Origin of the sequence: Streptomyces sp. NPDC021224 (genome assembly GCF_044332905.1) — a bacterium.
Taxonomy (GTDB): domain Bacteria; phylum Actinomycetota; class Actinomycetes; order Streptomycetales; family Streptomycetaceae; genus Actinacidiphila.
The window spans coordinates 432,847-447,210 of record NZ_JBIRPW010000001.1 but is presented as its reverse complement, the minus strand read 5'-3'; the positions used below and the strand labels follow the sequence as shown (position 1 = coordinate 447,210).

Sequence of the window (14,364 nt, the reverse complement as noted above, 5' to 3'; positions counted from 1 at the left end):
ACCGGGCAGGTTCGGGTCAGAGCGGGTATGTGCGTCACGCGCCGTGACTGCACGTGCACTTGCACGTGCAGATGCACGTGCGCCCGCTCCGAGTTATCATCTCCTGTACCACACGGCACTATTGGAGAGTGGCTGATGCGCCGGACGCACAATGGAATGCCCGCCGATGACCTCGCGGGTGTGGTCTGGCAGAAGAGTAGGCACAGCAATGCCAATGGCACGTGTGTGGAGTTCGCCGCACTGCCCGACGGAGACGTGGCCGTACGCAATTCGCGCTTTCCGGACGGCCCCGCGCTGATTTACACCCGCGCCGAGATCGAGTCGATGATCATCGGGGTCAAGGCGGGTGAGTTCGACCACCTCATGCCGGGACCCTGATCTTCCGCCCCTCAGGCCTGCAGACGCGGAACGGCCGGGGCGGCGAGGAACAGCGCCCAGACCACTTTTCCGGTACCGCCGAGCGGGTGCCATCCCCATTTCTCGCTGAACGAGTCCACCAGGTGCAGCCCGCGGCCCGTCTCGGCCACGAAATCCGCCTCTTTGGCGACCGGTGCCACCTCGCTGGGATCGCGCACCGCGCAGACCACCCGGCTCGTCCAGCGGGCCAGGCTCAGCCGCACCGGGGTGCCCGGGGCGTCCGGCGGCACCGCGTAGCGCAGCGCGTTGGTGACCAGTTCGGAGGCGACCAGCTCCATGGAATCCAGCAGCGCGGCGAGATCCCAGCGCTGAAGTGTCGTACGCGTGAAGCGGCGCGCCTCGCGCACCGATTCCGGGGTGGCGGGAAGTTCGCACGTGGCGCCGTCACCCGCGGCAAGCCGCTCGGGCGCGAGCACGCCTTGCCATAACGGATAGAGCGCGGGTGCGGTCTCCGCGTTCATACCTGCCCCCGGGGTATCTGCACGGTCACCATGCTCATGGATCGGCACCCGAGGATGCAAGGGCAGCTGCACGTGCATCTGCAAGGAATTGATGCACGTGTCGTTCGAGAGTGACGAGACGGGTACTGCCCGCAAGCCATTAGTGGCAGACTGCTGATGAACCAAGGGCGGAGCGTGACCTATGAGCGCAGGGCAGCCGGGAGGCGGGTCCATCGTGCGACGAATGCTGCTCGGAGCGCAGCTGCGGAGGCTGCGTGAGTCGCGGGGGATCACCAGGGAGGACGCCGGGTACTCGATCAGGGCCTCGGAGTCGAAGATCAGCCGCATGGAGCTGGGAAGAGTCAGCTTCAAGGAGCGGGATGTCGCCGATCTGCTGACGCTGTACGGCGTCACCGAGGAGGATGAGCGGCTCGCCATGCTGGGACTCGTGAGGGAGGCGAACGCGGCCGGCTGGTGGCACGGCTACGGCGAAGTCATGCCGACGTGGTTCCAGACGTACGTAGGCCTGGAGGAGTCCGCCGCGCTGATCCGCACCTTCGAGGTGCAGTTCGTGCACGGTCTTCTGCAGACGGAGGACTACATAAGGCAGGTGATCCGACTCGGTCACCCCGAGGCGGCCGACGCCTGGGTGGAAAGGCGAGTCGGACTGCGCCTGGAGCGGCAGAAGCTGCTCGTCTCCGAGCGGGCCCCGCACTTCGTCGCGGTGATGGACGAGGGCGCGCTGCGCCGCCCGTTCGGCACCCGGCAGGGCATGCGCGACCAGGTCGCGCACATCCTGGAGGCCGCGGACGCGCCCAACGTCGAGGTGCGCGTCCTGCCCTTCGCCATCGGCGGGCACGCCGCGGGCGGCGGCGCCTTCACGCTGCTCAGCTTCCCCGAGTCCGACCTTCCGGACCTGGTGTACCTGGAGCAGCTGACGGGCGCGCTCTACATCGACAAGCACGACGAGGTCGTGGAGTACGACAAGGCCATGACCACGCTGGGCCGTATCGCGCTCAGCCCCGCCGACTCGCTGGACTGGCTCGCCGAACTCCGGCGCGAGCTGTGAGGCGGGTCCGGCCCCGGAGCCGTTGAGCCCGGGGCCGGAATCGGTCGTTTTGCCCGTTGTTCATCCGTCCGGGTGAACAACGGGCCCGCGCGCCCCGTGCGCCCTCCCCAGCCGCGCCGCGGCCCCGTTACGGTGGCGCGAGTCACGCCAGGGGGACGGGGGACTCGGGTGAACGAAGAGGGGCTGCCGCCACAGGGCGAGGAGGGGCTGCCGCCGCCCACCGCGTACGCGCGCTCCTACCGCCTCGCGCGCGCCACCGTCGTGGAACTGGCCGGGGAGATCGACCTCGGCAGTGCCTACTCCGTGCACCCGCACCTGGACGCCGCCGCCTTCGCGCCCGCCCCGCCGCTCGTCGTCTTCGACCTCGGGCCGCTGGAGTTCATCGACTGCTACGGGCTCACCCTGCTCGTCCGCGCCCACCGCCGGGTGCTCGACCGCGGCGGCCGCACCGCCATGGTGTGCCACCACCGGCAGACCCTGCGGCTGCTCGCGCTCACCGGCCTCGACGCCGTCTTCCACCCCGTCCGCACCCTCGACGAGGCACTGCTCCCCTGAGGGCCCGCTGGGAGTTTCCCGGGGCTCCACCGAAAGTCCGCCGCGGGCCCGCCCCGTTACTCCACGCTTTACACACGTCACCCAAATGTTGACGTCGTACAGTGTCTGGCTGGGCGTCTGGCTGGGCAGACGCCCTCCCCGGCGGCCTGTGACCCGGGTCATACGGCCAAGCCGGATCAACTGGTAGAAGTTGGGGCTTCGTCGTGATGTGTGCGGGTGCCACCGGACCGAAGGTGTAAAGGCAGATGGGCGTTCGTGGGCGGAAGCGGGAGCGCAAGCACAGCCGCAAACGCTGGATCATCGCGATAGTGGTGTCGTTCGTGGTGCTGCTCGTCGGCGGCGCGGGTGCGATCTATCTCAAACTCAACGCGAACATCGACACCTTCGACTCCGCGGGCATCAGCAAGGACCGTCCCGCCGAGACGAAAGCGGACGCCAACGGCGACAAGGCCGTCAACGTCCTGCTCATAGGCTCCGACACCCGCTCCGGTGAGAACGGCAAACTCGGCGGCTCCGCGTCCGGCGACATAGGCCGTTCCGACACGACGATCCTGCTGCACGTCTACCCCGACCACAAACACGCGGTCGGCATATCCATACCCCGCGACTCGCTCGTCGAGATACCGCCCTGTCTGCTCCCCGACGGCAAGTGGTCCAAGGACCAGCCGTCCGCGATGTTCAACTCCGCGTTCTCCATGGGCAGCACCGCCAAGGGCAACCCCGCGTGCACCCAGAACACCATCGAGAAGCTGTCCGGGATGCGGGTCGACCACACGATGGTCGTCGACTTCGCCGGTTTCGCGTCCATGACCTCCGCCGTCCACGGCGTCGAGGTCTGCGTCCCGAACAACATCTACCAGGGGGACCTCAACCCCAACCTCGGCCACAAGGGCAAGGTCGTCCTCAAGGCCGGCATGCAGAACCTCTCCGGCCAGGACGCCCTGGACTACGTCCGTGTCCGGCACGGTGTCGGCGACAACTCCGACGTCGGCCGCATGCTGCGGCAGCAGGCCTTCCTCTCCGCCCTGATCAAGAAGATCAAGGGCCAGGGCATGAACCCCACGACGCTGCTGCCGCTCGCCAACGCCGCGACCAAGTCCCTCACCGTCGACCCGGGCATCGGCAACGCCGCCAAGCTGGTCTCCTTCGGGCTGTCCCTCAAGGGCATCGACCTGAACAACATCCAGTTCATCACCGCCCCCTGGAAGTACGCGGGCGCCCGTATCGACCTGGTCCACCCCGACGTCGACGACCTCTTCGCCACCCTGCGCGCCGACCAGACCCTCGACGGTGTCAACGCCTCCGGCAAGACCACCCCCAGCGCCTCCGCCACCCCGTCCCCCAGCGCCACGGTCGACGGCACCGGCATCGACGTCTCCGTCTACAACGGCACCCTCACCACGGGCCTGGCCGGCAAGGGCGGCGACCTGCTGAAGGCCCACGGCTTCACGGTCCTCGACACCACCAACGCCAAGTCCCGCGACCACGCCGTCACCCGCATCGAGTACGGCACCGCGGACGAGGCCCAGGCCAAGACCGTCGCCAAGCTCTTCCCCGGCGCCCAGCTCGTCCCCCTGAACACCAGCGGCATCAACGTCGTCCTCGGCTCCGACTACGCCGCCGTCGCCGCGAAGACCCCCGCCTCCTCGACCCCCACCCCCCTCCCGACGAGCATCAGCAAGTCCGCCCGCTCGGCCGACGCGGACCCGTGCAGCAAGCTCTCCTACGGCTGAGGCCGCCCCTTCGGCACGTCGCGTAGGCCGTAGTACGCCCGCAGGGCCGCCTCGCCGCCGGAGCCGGTGGCGGCGATGATGCGCTGGAAGCGGGCGGAGCGCAGGTCCCCCGCGGTGAGGACGCGGGGGTGCTGCCGCCCCGGCGGGCAGTAGCCGGCCGCGTCCGGCACGAGGTCACCCGGTGGTCGGCCCGCACCCGCCGCCGCACACCCGGCGGGCCCGCCCCCGACGATGACCAGATCCGCACTCTCCGCCATACCGCTATTCCAGCACCGGCGCGTGCGCCGTCGGCGGAAGCCGAGCGAGCAGATCCCGGGTGGTGATCAGTCGCCCCGACCCGACGAGCCACCGGGCGACCGCCCGCCCCTGCGGCGAACCCGCCGTTCAGGCCGCCTTCAGCCGGGCCACATGCCGCGCGCGCTCGTGCACCTGCCGGGCGCCGGGGTGGGTGAGGTGGGGGCGGAGGGACGTCCGCAGGGTGGCGAAGTGCTCGTCGGCGCGGGACGAGGACAGGTGCTCGTAGTCGTCGAGGAACGCCTGCCACGTCGCGCAGGCGGCTTCGAGGTGCCCGACCTCCAGCTGTCGCTGGGCGAGCAGGCCGTTGGCGTGGGCGCGGCCCTGCTTCTCCACCGGCGGGCGGACGCGGTTGGACTCCTGCAGGGACGTGATCGAGCCGTGGACGTCACCGAGGGCGTAGCGGACGCCGGAGACGTGGAAGAGGTACGCGGCCCGGTCGTAGCCGCCGATCGCGTCCCGGCGGTCGTCCGCCTTCGCGAGGGCCGCCTCCGTCTCGGCGAGCCGGGTGAACGCGAGCCGCTTGTCCCCGACGAGTGCGGCGCCCTGCGCCTGCTGCCCCGCGAGGAAGGCGTGCAGACGCGGCCCGGCCTTGGGCGCGGCCTCGGCGGCGGCGTCCGCCAGCGACAGGGCCTTCCCGGCGTGCTTGAGGTTGGCCGCCTGGAGGGCCATGCCGCGCAGCGTCCGGCAGTACGTGACGTGGTCCTCCCCGGCGGCGGCCAGCTTCAGCGCGTGCAGGTAGTACCGCTGCCCCAGCCCGTGCGCCCGCTCGTACATCGCCATCCACCCGGTGAGGTAGACCAGGTCGGACACCGCCGACAGCAGGTCCTTCCGCACCTCGTCCGAAGCCTGCGCGTGCAGATACGGCCCGACGGTGTTGACGAGGAAGGCCGCGGCCATGGGCCTGGCGTGCCCGCCCCCCAGCTCGTCGAGGATGTCCGCGATGCGCTCGGTCATCGTGCGGACGGTGCCCACCTCCCCCGCCCCGATCCTGGCGGTTCGCCCAGCGGCACCGGCCTTCGTCCGACCCACCAGCTCCGCGTATGCGGGTACGGGCAGCGCGGCGGCGTAAAGACTCGCGGCGAGAACCTTCCGGCGGGACGGGTCCATGTCTTCCCTCCCCATGCTGACGAGGTCTTCCACCATGCCAGCTTCGCCACCGCTCTCCCGGCCCGTCAACGGCGGAAATCCGGCCTCGGCCGGGGTGACGGGCCTGCCCAACCGCCGTGCGACAGCTTCGAGAACAAGCGGACGCGCGCTCTCCTTGGGCAGGTGCCCGTCCAGCCACTGATGAACCGATGGCGGCTGGTAACGGGTCGGCGTCCCCCGTTCGGTACCGACCTTGTTCACTTCCTGGGCCAGTTGGCGCAGCGTCCAGCCGGTCTCGCGGTACAGCCGCATCAGACCCTCGTTCGGCTGATGGTCGCTCATGGGCTCGCTCCCCACGCGGCTGACATGTGATCCGTACGCAGTTCGAGCGGTTGGGGCGAGGGGTGCGCATCGAGGTGCACGACGCCGACGAGTCAAAGTCCGAGCAGCGGGACGTGTCCGGCGAGGAGGAGTCGGGGCGCGGGCTGGCGCTGGTGGACGCGATCACCGGTGGGCGGTGGGGGGTGAGCGATCGGGAGGGCGTCGGGAAGATGGTCTGGGCCTTGTGCACGGACGACGGCCCCGACTGCGGTCCGGCGTAGGGCGCGTTCGTCCGGCTGGGCCATGGTGCGTGGTGACCTGAAGACGTCTGCCCCCTCCGTTCCGGCGGAGGGGGCAGACGTCTTACGGGCGCGGGGGCGGGGTCAGGTTGCTGAGGGGGTGGGGCGGGAGGGGAGGAGGGCCTTGCAGGTTTCGTAGGCCTTGGCGATTTTGGGGTCGGAGGTGTTGAGGGCGTTGAACATGCCGCCGCCGCGGCGGCCGGAGGCGTTGGGGGAGGCGGTGGAGGTGGGGAGGGTGACGCCGTGGTCCTTCAGGCAGCTCGTGAAGGCGGCGAACGCGCTGGAGTCGGCGCCGCCGCCGTTGCCGCGGTTGAACTGGGGGCGCAGGGACTCGCAGGCCTGCATGGCCTTCTGGGTCTTGGGGTCGGCGGACGCGCCGCCGAAGCCGGGGAAGCCGCCGCGGAAGCCCTTGCCGTCGGTGGGGCGGCCGGAGGGCATGCCGCTCGGGCGGCCGGAGGGGCGGGCGCCGGGGGAGAAGCTGGGGAGCTGGACGCCGTTCTTCGCGAGGCAGTCGCGGTACGCGGCCATGTCCGCGGCCCCCGACGCGGTGGCGGACGCCGACGTCCCGGTGGAGGACTTCGCGTCGGAGGACGAGCCCGAGCCCCCGCCGGAGGAGCACGCGGCGAGCAGCAGCGCTCCCGAGGCGAGGACGGCGACCGAGGCGCCGGCCCGCAGTGCGGTGGTGGGGGTCCAGGTCATGGCCGGTCTCCTCGGGAGCGGAGGGCAGGGGGAGCCGCCCCGCACGCGCGCGGCGGCAGCCCATGACTGAACCGCACGCACGTAGGCGCCGCCCGACCGCGGCCTGTGAGTTCCCGGGGAGCAGAACCGTACGGAGGGGATGAGACGGGCACGCCTGCGGGCGGGATGCGGCGTATTGGCGGACAAGGGGCTTTTGTCCTCCCAGGGAACTCCCAGGCTCCTCCCAGGGCATCAAAGGAGTGTCCCGCCAGGATGCGGACCATGAAGGTGCTCCCACGGCGGCGCAGGGCCGCCCTGATCAACTCGGTGCTCGGCGTGGTCGTCCTCGCGGGCGCCGGCGGCGCCTACGCGGCCGTCCACGACGACGGCGCCAAGTCCACCGGCAGCGGCACCGCGCGGGTGGCGACGGTCTCCAGGGGATCGGTCTCCGCCACGGTCTCCGGCTCCGGCTCCCTTGTCTCGCCCAGTGACGCGGGCCTGAACTTCACCACGGGCGGCACGCTCACCGAGGTGAAGGTCAAGCCGGGCGACAAGGTCAAGAAGGGCCAGGTGCTGGCCAAGGTCGACGCGACGGACGCGAAGGCGACCCTCCAGCAGGACCAGGCGACGCTCGACGCCGCCGAGGCCAACCTCACGAAGGTCGAGGCCGGTGAGGTGCCCGCCTCGTCCTCCTCCGGCAGCAACTCCGACAGCAACTCCGGGCGCAGCGGCGGGCAGTCCTCGCCCACCCCCTCGCCGACGCCGACGGTCGATCCCGTGCAGCTCGCGCAGGCGCAGGCCCAGCTCACGCAGGCGCAGAACGCCGTGGACGCCGCCCAGCGCGCGGTCGACGGCACCACGCTCAAGGCCCCGGTCGCCGGCACGGTCGCCTCGGTCGACGGCGAGAAGGGCGACACCGTCTCCGGCACGTCCGGCAGCGGCTCCGGCAACGGAGGCAGCGGCGGCAGCTCCGGCAGCTCCAGCACCGGGAGCAGCTCCTCCTCCAGCTCGCTCAGCGGCTTCATCGTGCTGACGAACCCGGCGAACATGCAGGTCACCGCGAACTTCTCGGAGGCCGACTCGCTCAAGATCAAGGCCGGCCAGGCCGCCACCGTGACCCTCAACGCGCAGTCCGGCACCGTGCTGGACGCCAAGGTGCTGTCCATCAGCTCGCTCCCGGCGAGCAGCAGTTCGGGGTCCGGGGCGGGTTCGTCCGGCAGCGCCGTGCAGTATCCGGCGGTGCTCCAGATCACCAGCGACACGTCCGCGCTGCGGACGGGGCTGAGCGCCAGCATCCAGGTCACGACGGCGACCGCGTCCGACACGCTCACCGTGCCGACCGCGGCGGTGTCCGGCACGGGCACCAACCGCACCGTGCTGCTCGTCAACAAGGACGGCTCCACCACCCGCACCTCCGTGACCGTGGGCGTCGAGGGCGACTCGACGGACCAGATCACCGCGGGCCTGACGGAGGGTCAGCAGGTGCAGATCCCGACGGTCGCCTCGACCGGCAGCAGCGGCTTCCCGAGCGGCGCCTTCCCCGGTGGCCTCGGCAACCTCGGCGGCGGCAACCGCTTCGGCGGCGCGGGCGGCGGCGGTGGCTTCCGGCAGGGCGCGGGTGGCCGCTGATGAGGTTCGGCCTGGGCGGCGGCGCCCACCGCAGAGGGGGCGCGGCGCCGCCCGAGGAAGCGGTGGAGGAGAGCCCGTGGGGCCCGCCCCCGGTCATCGAGGTGCGGTCGCTGCGCAAGACGTACGGCAGTGGTGACGCGACCGTGCGCGCGCTCGGCGGCCCGCCCGACGCGGTGTCCGGCGAGGAGCCCGGTGTGGACCTGGTCGTCGAACAGGGCGACATGGTCGCGGTGATGGGCAGCTCCGGCTCCGGCAAGTCCACGCTCATGAACATCCTGGGCTGCCTGGACGTGCCGACCGCCGGACGGTACCTGCTGGACGGCATCGACGTCGGCGGTCTCGACGAGCACCAGCTCTCGCTCGTCCGCAACCGCAAGATCGGCTTCGTCTTCCAGTCGTTCAACCTGGTGCCGCGCACCCCCGCGCTCGCGCAGGTCGAACTCCCCCTCGCCTACGCCGGGGTGAAGACCGCCGAGCGGCGCCGCCGGGCGATGGCGGCGCTGGAGCTGGTCGGCCTCGCCGACCGGATGGACCACCGGCCCAACGAGCTGTCCGGCGGCCAGCAGCAGCGCGTGGCCGTGGCCCGCGCGCTGGTCACGGCGCCCGCGATGCTGCTGGCCGACGAGCCGACCGGCAACCTGGACAGCCACAGCACGGAGGAAGTGCTCTCGATCGTGGACCGGCTCAACGCGTCGGGGCGCACCGTCGTCCTGATCACCCACGAGGACGAGGTCGCCCGGCACGCCAAGCGCGTCGTGCGGCTGGTGGACGGGCAGATCGTCGCCGACGTCCGGCAGGCGCCCGTCGAGGGCCCGCCGCCCGCGCTGCGCGACGCGGCGCTCTTCGCGAGCAGCGCCCCGCAGACGGGCAGCGCCCCCCGGACCGTTCCGCAGGCGATCGCCGGACCGGCGGGGGGTGCGCGGTGAACCCCCTGGAGACGCTGCGCTTCGCGGTCGGCGGCCTGGCCGCCAACAAGGTGCGCTCGGCGCTGACGATGCTGGGCGTGCTGATCGGCGTGGCCGCCGTCATCATCCTGCTGGCGGTCGGCAACGGCTCCTCGCAGTCCGTCAAGGACTCCATCGAGAAGCTCGGCACCAACTCGCTGACCATCACCTCCGGTACGGGCTTCGGCGGCGGCCGCGGCGCGTCCTCCTCGACCGGCACCAAGCCGCTGACCGTGGACGACGCCCGGGCGCTCGCCGACACCACGTCCGCCCCGCACGTGAAGTCGGTGGCGCCGGAGGTCACGACGTCCCAGACGGCGGTGTACGACGGCACGTCGCACACGGTCGGCCAGGTCGTCGGCACCTACCCGGCGTACTTCGAGGCGTCCAACAGCAAGGTGGACAGGGGCGACTACTTCTCCGCCGACGACGTCCTCAACACCCGCAAGGTCGCCGTCATCGGCTCGACGACCGCGACCGACCTGTTCGGCACGGTGAACCCCGTCGGCAAGAAGGTCGTCATCGGCGGCACCCCCTTCACGGTGGTCGGTGTGCTGGCCACCAAGGGCGGCACCGGCTTCCAGGACCCGGACGACACGGTGATCGCCCCGCTGCCGACCGTGCAGAACGCCTTCACCGGCTTCGGCTCGGTCAACCAGATCCTGGTCGAGGCGACCTCCTCGGGCGCGACCACCGACGCGCAGAGCGAGATCACCACCGTGCTGATGGCGCAGCACGGGCTCAAGGACGCCAGTTCGCTGGACTTCCAGGTCAGCAGCCAGCAGTCGCTGCTGGACACGCAGTCCGACACCAACAAGACCTTCACGGTGCTGCTCGGCGCGGTGGCCGCGATCTCGCTGCTGGTCGGCGGGATCGGCATCACCAACATCATGCTGGTGACGGTGACCGAGCGGACCCGGGAGATCGGCATCCGCAAGGCGATCGGCGCGCCCCGCGGGCTGATCCTCGGGCAGTTCCTGGCGGAGTCCACGCTGCTGTCGCTCATCGGCGGCGGGCTCGGGGTGGTCGGCGGGCTCATCGGCTCGCACTTCACGATCGTCGGGATCAAACCGGTGATCATCCCGGAGTCGGTGTGGGGCGCCTTCGCCATCGCCGTGGCCATCGGCCTGTTCTTCGGCGGCTACCCCGCCAACCGGGCCGCGGGCCTGCGGCCCATCGAGGCCCTGCGGCACGAGTGACATCACGATGACGACGATCAGACACGAGGAACGAGAGGAAGGGGCCGCCATGGCGCGACGCCGCTCCGAGCTGGTCAAGGCGGACGACTCCGACACGGAGCTGCTGCCGCTCGTCCCGGAGGAGCACACCGGCGCCGTGGTGGTCCAGCGCGGCTCCGAGGTGATCGAGGGCGGCGGGCTGCCCGCGGTGCGGCCCGAGGACATCCTCGCCGAGCCGCCGGACGCCCGCGACATCTCGGCGGAGCTGGCCGCGCCGCCGCGCCGCGCGCTGCCCTGGCTGACGCTCGCCCTGTCGGCGTGCATCGTCGCGGCGGGCGCCTTCATCGGCGGCGTGTACGTCGAGAAGCACCACGCGAAGGGCTCGTCGTCCGGCAACCCCTTCGCCGCCGCGGGCAACGCGCGCAGCGGCGCGGACGCCACGGCCGGCACCGGCGGCCGCGGCTTCGGCTTCGGCGGTACGGGCACGGGCACGAGTGCCGGTACGGGCACGGGTACGGGCCAGGGCGCGGGCGGCGGGCTGACCTTCGGCACGGTCAAGCTCGTCGACGGCGACACGATCTACCTCACCGACGCGCAGGGCAACACCGTCAAGGTCACCACCAGCGGCTCGACGAAGGTCACGGAGTCCAAGGAGGGCAAGGTCTCCGACCTCAAGGCCGGGCAGACGGTGACCGTCCGCGGCACCACCGACTCCTCCGGCAACCTCTCCGCGACCACCGTCACCGAGGGCGCGACCCTGCCGACCGGTTTCGGCGGCGGCTTCGGCTTCGGAGGCGGCGGAGGCGCGGGCGGCGGAGCGGGCGGCGCCACCGGTGGCACGGGCGGCGGCAACTGACCGGAGGCGTTCACAGCTCCGGGACGTACGGTGGCGCGGCCGACACCAGGCCGCGCCACCGTACGTCCGTCCCGGCCGCCCGGCCGCCCCACCGCCCCACCGCCCCACCGTTCTTCCGTTTGACCGGACCGGCAGGACACCGACTCCGAAGGTCCAGGAGGCCGCACCATGGACACGCCCGAGGCCAGGCTCCTCGTCGTCGACGACGAACCGAACATCCGGGAGCTGCTGTCCGCGTCGCTGCGCTTCGTCGGCTTCCACGTCGACTCCGCGGCGACCGGCACGGAGGCGCTCGCGGCCGTCGCGCGGCAGCGGCCCGACCTCGTCGTCCTCGACGTGATGCTGCCCGACATGGACGGCTTCGCCGTGGTCGGGCGGCTGCGCGAGGAGGCCGGGCGGCACGGCAGGGCGGCCGCCGACGACCACATCCCCGTGCTCTTCCTCACCGCGCGGGACGGCGTCGAGGACAAGATCAGCGGTCTGACGGCGGGCGGCGACGACTACGTGACCAAGCCCTTCAGCCTGGAGGAGCTGATCGCCCGCATCCGCGCCATCCTGCGCCGCACCGGTGGCCCCACCGACGACGGCCGGCTGGTCGCGGGCGACCTGGAGCTGGACACCGTCGGCCACCAGGTGACCCGCGCGGGCCGCGCGGTGTCGCTGTCGCCGACCGAGTTCAAACTTCTGGCGTACCTGATGGCGAACGCCGACCGGGTCGTCTCCAAGATCCAGATCCTCGACCACGTGTGGGCGTACGACTTCGGCGGCGACCTCAGCATCGTCGAGTCGTACATCTCGTACGTGCGGCGCAAGGTCGACGCGGGCACGGACGGCGCGGTCAAGCTCATCCACACCGTGCGCGGGGTCGGCTACGTGCTGCGCCGCCCGCCGCAGCCGCAGCACTGACATGGGCACCCGGCTGACGCGATGGCGCCCCTCCGCGCTGTCGCTGCGCTCCCGGCTGGTGCTGCTGTCGCTCGTCCTCGTGCTGCTGGGCCTCGCGGTGAGCGACACCGTGGTGCTCGGCTCGGTGCGCGGGCGGCTGGTGCAGCGCGTCGACCAGCAGCTGGAGCGGTACGGCGGCCCGCTCGCGCAGCGGCTCGGCACCGAGGGCGTCCCGGAGCCGCGCACCATCCGGCCCGGCAACCGGCCGTGGCTGCCGAGCCAGTTCGTGGTGGCCTTCGCGTCGGCGGACGGCCATATCTCCGACCAGTTCCGGCTGCCCGTCGCCGCGGGCGACCCGCGCCCGCTGTGGCCGCGGCTGGACGCCGACACCCTCGCCGGGCGGCTCGGCAAGCCCTTCGACGTCGCCAGCGACCACGGCGGCGGGCGCTGGCGGGTGCTCATCATGCCGGTCACGGCGACCGCGTCCGCGTCGGGCCGCACCCCGCCCGCGGGTGTCGTCGTCGCGGCCTCGCTGGACGACGTGTCGTCCACGACCTCCCGCCTGAGCACCGCCTTCTGGCTCATCGGCGCGGTGGTCGCCGCGCTGCTCGGGGTGGCGGGCTGGTTCGCGGTACGGGCCGGGCTGCGGCCGCTGCGGCGCATCGAGGCGACGGCGGTGGAAATCGCCGAGGGCCGCCCGCTGTCGCACCGCATGCCCGCGGCCTCCCCGCACACCGAGGCGGGCCGCCTGGCCTCCGCCCTCAACGGCATGCTCGCGCAGATCGAGTCGGCCTTCGCGGCGCGCGCGGAGTCCGAGGAGCAGATGCGCCGCTTCGTCGCCGATGCCAGCCACGAGCTGCGCACCCCGCTCGCGGGCATCCGCGGCTTCGCCGAGCTGTACCGGATGGGGGCGCTGCCGGACGAGGCGGACGTCAGACGGACCATGGCCCGTATCGAGAGCGAGGCCGTACGCCTCGGCGGGCTCGTCGAGGACCTGCTCACGCTCGTGCGCACCGAGGAGCTGCGGCCCGTCCAGCTCGCCCCGATGGACCTGCGCACCCTCGCGGTGGACGCGCTGCACGACACGACCGCGCTGGACCCGGCCCGCAAGGTCGCCCTCACCGGCCCCGGCGGCGAGGGCGCGCCCGCCGCCGCGCCCGTGCTCGGGGACGAGGCCCGGCTGCGGCAGGTCGTCGCCAACCTCGTCGGCAACGCGGTGGCCCACACCCCGCCGGGGTCGCCCGTCCGGATCGGCGTCGGCACGCAGGACGGCTACGGGGTGCTGGAGGTCGCCGACACCGGGCCGGGCCTGGCGCAGGCGCAGGCCGCCCGCGTCTTCGAGCGCTTCTACCGCACCGACGCCTCCCGGACGAGGGCGGGCGGCGGCGGCGCGGGCCTGGGCCTTTCCATCGTCGCCGCGCTGGTCGCCGCGCACGCGGGCCATGTCGAGCTGGACACCGCGCCGGGCCGCGGCGCGACCTTCCGCGTCCGGCTGCCGCTCGCGCCCGTCAGCCCTGCCGGACGCCCAGCGTGAGCAGCAGGTTGGCGTACGTGCGGCGGTCGCCGGTGGCGACGACGAGGGCCGTGTCGGGGCCGCGCGCGGCGTCGTAGAAGGCGAACCGGTCGAGCGTGTCCAGCGCCGGGAGCTGCGGGAGCGCGGCGCGGAACTCGGCGAAGACCTCCGGCTCCGGGGTGCCCTCGGGCGGCGTCATGACGGTCGCGGCCTCGATCGGGGCCGCGTCCGCGAGCGCGGCCAGCACCTCGGTGACCAGCAGCCGGTCGGGCGCGAGGTTGAGGTAGACGCGCTCGGCGGCGGGGTGGGCGCCGGTGGTGTGCGGGTAGTGGCCGTCGCTGATCAGGATCCGGGAGCCGTGCCCCGCGGACGCCAGGGCGGCCAGAATCGTCGGGTGGGTGAGCTGATAGCGCAGCATGCGGGGACTTCCTGGTGGAGTGCGGGGCGCCGGCGCAACGGGAGAC

The 14,364-nt window shown here is 72.3% G+C and carries 15 protein-coding genes and 1 pseudogene; 11 read left to right on the top strand and 5 right to left on the bottom strand.

The genetic code is table 11. The features are described from left to right. Positions 1–135 precede the first annotated feature (135 nt). Entirely contained in the window at positions 136–378 is a 243-nt protein-coding gene (locus ACH4PY_RS01955) for a DUF397 domain-containing protein (RefSeq protein ID WP_031522044.1), read from the top strand. 11 nt (positions 379–389) lie between these two features. Here the strand turns inward: ACH4PY_RS01955 and ACH4PY_RS01950 are convergent, their stop codons facing one another. Continuing rightward, positions 390–878: an ATP-binding protein gene (locus ACH4PY_RS01950; protein WP_398174787.1), complete on the bottom strand. Its 489-nt coding sequence runs from the start codon at positions 876–878 to the stop codon at positions 390–392. A 181-nt stretch (positions 879–1,059) separates the two neighbouring features. Between ACH4PY_RS01950 and ACH4PY_RS01945 the strand changes: the two genes are divergently transcribed. From ACH4PY_RS01945 to ACH4PY_RS01935, 3 genes are all read left to right on the top strand, one after another. Then, complete coding sequence (locus ACH4PY_RS01945) at positions 1,060–1,926, top strand: helix-turn-helix domain-containing protein (protein WP_398174784.1); 867 nt, start codon at positions 1,060–1,062, stop codon at positions 1,924–1,926. A gap of 168 nt (positions 1,927–2,094) precedes the next feature. Then, entirely contained in the window at positions 2,095–2,481 is a 387-nt protein-coding gene (locus ACH4PY_RS01940; RefSeq protein WP_398174781.1) for an anti-sigma factor antagonist, read from the top strand. A gap of 245 nt (positions 2,482–2,726) precedes the next feature. Further along, a complete protein-coding gene (locus ACH4PY_RS01935) occupies positions 2,727–4,214 on the top strand; it encodes an LCP family protein (protein WP_398174778.1) in 1,488 nt (495 codons plus the stop codon). On the opposite strand, the pseudogene ACH4PY_RS01930 reads toward ACH4PY_RS01935, so the two are convergent. Further along, positions 4,205–4,399: pseudogene (locus tag ACH4PY_RS01930) on the bottom strand (pyridine nucleotide-disulfide oxidoreductase); the annotation flags it as partial. The gene ACH4PY_RS01935 and the pseudogene ACH4PY_RS01930 sit on opposite strands and share 10 nt — an antisense overlap. Positions 4,400–4,598: 199 nt before the next feature. Further along, entirely contained in the window at positions 4,599–5,939 is a 1,341-nt protein-coding gene (locus ACH4PY_RS01925; protein WP_398174775.1) for a hypothetical protein, read from the bottom strand. Positions 5,940–5,965: 26 nt separating this feature from the next. On the opposite strand from ACH4PY_RS01925, the gene ACH4PY_RS01920 reads away from it, so the two are divergent. Next, the gene (locus ACH4PY_RS01920) at positions 5,966–6,199 is read left to right on the top strand and encodes a hypothetical protein (protein ID WP_398174772.1); all 234 of its coding nucleotides are present in this window, start codon (positions 5,966–5,968) and stop codon (positions 6,197–6,199) included. 102 nt (positions 6,200–6,301) lie between these two features. Here ACH4PY_RS01920 and ACH4PY_RS01915 read toward each other — a convergent pair whose 3' ends face one another. After that, positions 6,302–6,916 carry a hypothetical protein gene (locus ACH4PY_RS01915; protein ID WP_398174769.1) on the bottom strand — a complete coding sequence of 205 codons (615 nt, stop codon included), beginning with the start codon at positions 6,914–6,916 and terminating at the stop codon, positions 6,302–6,304. A gap of 252 nt (positions 6,917–7,168) precedes the next feature. Here ACH4PY_RS01915 and ACH4PY_RS01910 point away from each other — a divergent pair, with 252 nt between their 5' ends. The 6 genes from ACH4PY_RS01910 (at position 7,169) to ACH4PY_RS01885 (ending at position 13,921) form a co-directional block, all read left to right on the top strand. Further along, complete coding sequence (locus tag ACH4PY_RS01910; RefSeq protein ID WP_398174766.1) at positions 7,169–8,524, top strand: efflux RND transporter periplasmic adaptor subunit; 1,356 nt, start codon at positions 7,169–7,171, stop codon at positions 8,522–8,524. Next, entirely contained in the window at positions 8,524–9,450 is a 927-nt protein-coding gene (locus tag ACH4PY_RS01905) for an ABC transporter ATP-binding protein (protein WP_398174763.1), read from the top strand. The genes ACH4PY_RS01910 and ACH4PY_RS01905 overlap by 1 nt, the downstream gene beginning before the upstream one ends. Beyond that, a complete protein-coding gene (locus ACH4PY_RS01900) occupies positions 9,447–10,667 on the top strand; it encodes an ABC transporter permease (protein WP_398174760.1) in 1,221 nt (406 codons plus the stop codon). The genes ACH4PY_RS01905 and ACH4PY_RS01900 overlap by 4 nt, the downstream gene beginning before the upstream one ends. A gap of 49 nt (positions 10,668–10,716) precedes the next feature. Further along, complete coding sequence (locus tag ACH4PY_RS01895; RefSeq protein WP_398174757.1) at positions 10,717–11,502, top strand: hypothetical protein; 786 nt, start codon at positions 10,717–10,719, stop codon at positions 11,500–11,502. A 168-nt stretch (positions 11,503–11,670) separates the two neighbouring features. After that, a complete protein-coding gene (locus ACH4PY_RS01890) occupies positions 11,671–12,408 on the top strand; it encodes a response regulator transcription factor (RefSeq protein ID WP_398174754.1) in 738 nt (245 codons plus the stop codon). A 1-nt stretch (position 12,409) separates the two neighbouring features. Further along, on the top strand, positions 12,410–13,921 hold the full coding sequence (locus tag ACH4PY_RS01885; RefSeq protein ID WP_398174751.1) for a sensor histidine kinase: 1,512 nt from the start codon (positions 12,410–12,412) through the stop codon (positions 13,919–13,921). On the opposite strand, the gene ACH4PY_RS01880 is transcribed toward ACH4PY_RS01885, so the two are convergent. Continuing rightward, the gene (locus tag ACH4PY_RS01880; protein WP_398174748.1) at positions 13,896–14,318 is read right to left on the bottom strand and encodes an RbsD/FucU family protein; all 423 of its coding nucleotides are present in this window, start codon (positions 14,316–14,318) and stop codon (positions 13,896–13,898) included. The two genes, ACH4PY_RS01885 and ACH4PY_RS01880, sit on opposite strands and share 26 nt — an antisense overlap. Positions 14,319–14,364 lie beyond the last annotated feature (46 nt).

Bases quoted from the DNA above. Each gene is read 5' to 3' on its own strand.
- ACH4PY_RS01955 (WP_031522044.1), top strand. From the start codon at position 136: ATGCGCCGGACGCACAATGGAATGCCCGCCGATGACCTCGCGGGTGTG.
- ACH4PY_RS01905 (WP_398174763.1), top strand. From the start codon at position 8,524: ATGAGGTTCGGCCTGGGCGGCGGCGCCCACCGCAGAGGGGGCGCGGCG.
- ACH4PY_RS01935 (WP_398174778.1), top strand. From the start codon at position 2,727: ATGGGCGTTCGTGGGCGGAAGCGGGAGCGCAAGCACAGCCGCAAACGC.
- ACH4PY_RS01885 (WP_398174751.1), top strand. From the start codon at position 12,410: ATGGGCACCCGGCTGACGCGATGGCGCCCCTCCGCGCTGTCGCTGCGC.
- ACH4PY_RS01880 (WP_398174748.1), bottom strand. From the start codon at position 14,318: ATGCTGCGCTATCAGCTCACCCACCCGACGATTCTGGCCGCCCTGGCG.
- ACH4PY_RS01895 (WP_398174757.1), top strand. From the start codon at position 10,717: ATGGCGCGACGCCGCTCCGAGCTGGTCAAGGCGGACGACTCCGACACG.
- ACH4PY_RS01890 (WP_398174754.1), top strand. From the start codon at position 11,671: ATGGACACGCCCGAGGCCAGGCTCCTCGTCGTCGACGACGAACCGAAC.
- ACH4PY_RS01915 (WP_398174769.1), bottom strand. From the start codon at position 6,916: ATGACCTGGACCCCCACCACCGCACTGCGGGCCGGCGCCTCGGTCGCC.
- ACH4PY_RS01910 (WP_398174766.1), top strand. From the start codon at position 7,169: ATGCGGACCATGAAGGTGCTCCCACGGCGGCGCAGGGCCGCCCTGATC.
- ACH4PY_RS01950 (WP_398174787.1), bottom strand. From the start codon at position 878: ATGAACGCGGAGACCGCACCCGCGCTCTATCCGTTATGGCAAGGCGTG.
- ACH4PY_RS01925 (WP_398174775.1), bottom strand. From the start codon at position 5,939: ATGAGCGACCATCAGCCGAACGAGGGTCTGATGCGGCTGTACCGCGAG.
- ACH4PY_RS01945 (WP_398174784.1), top strand. From the start codon at position 1,060: ATGAGCGCAGGGCAGCCGGGAGGCGGGTCCATCGTGCGACGAATGCTG.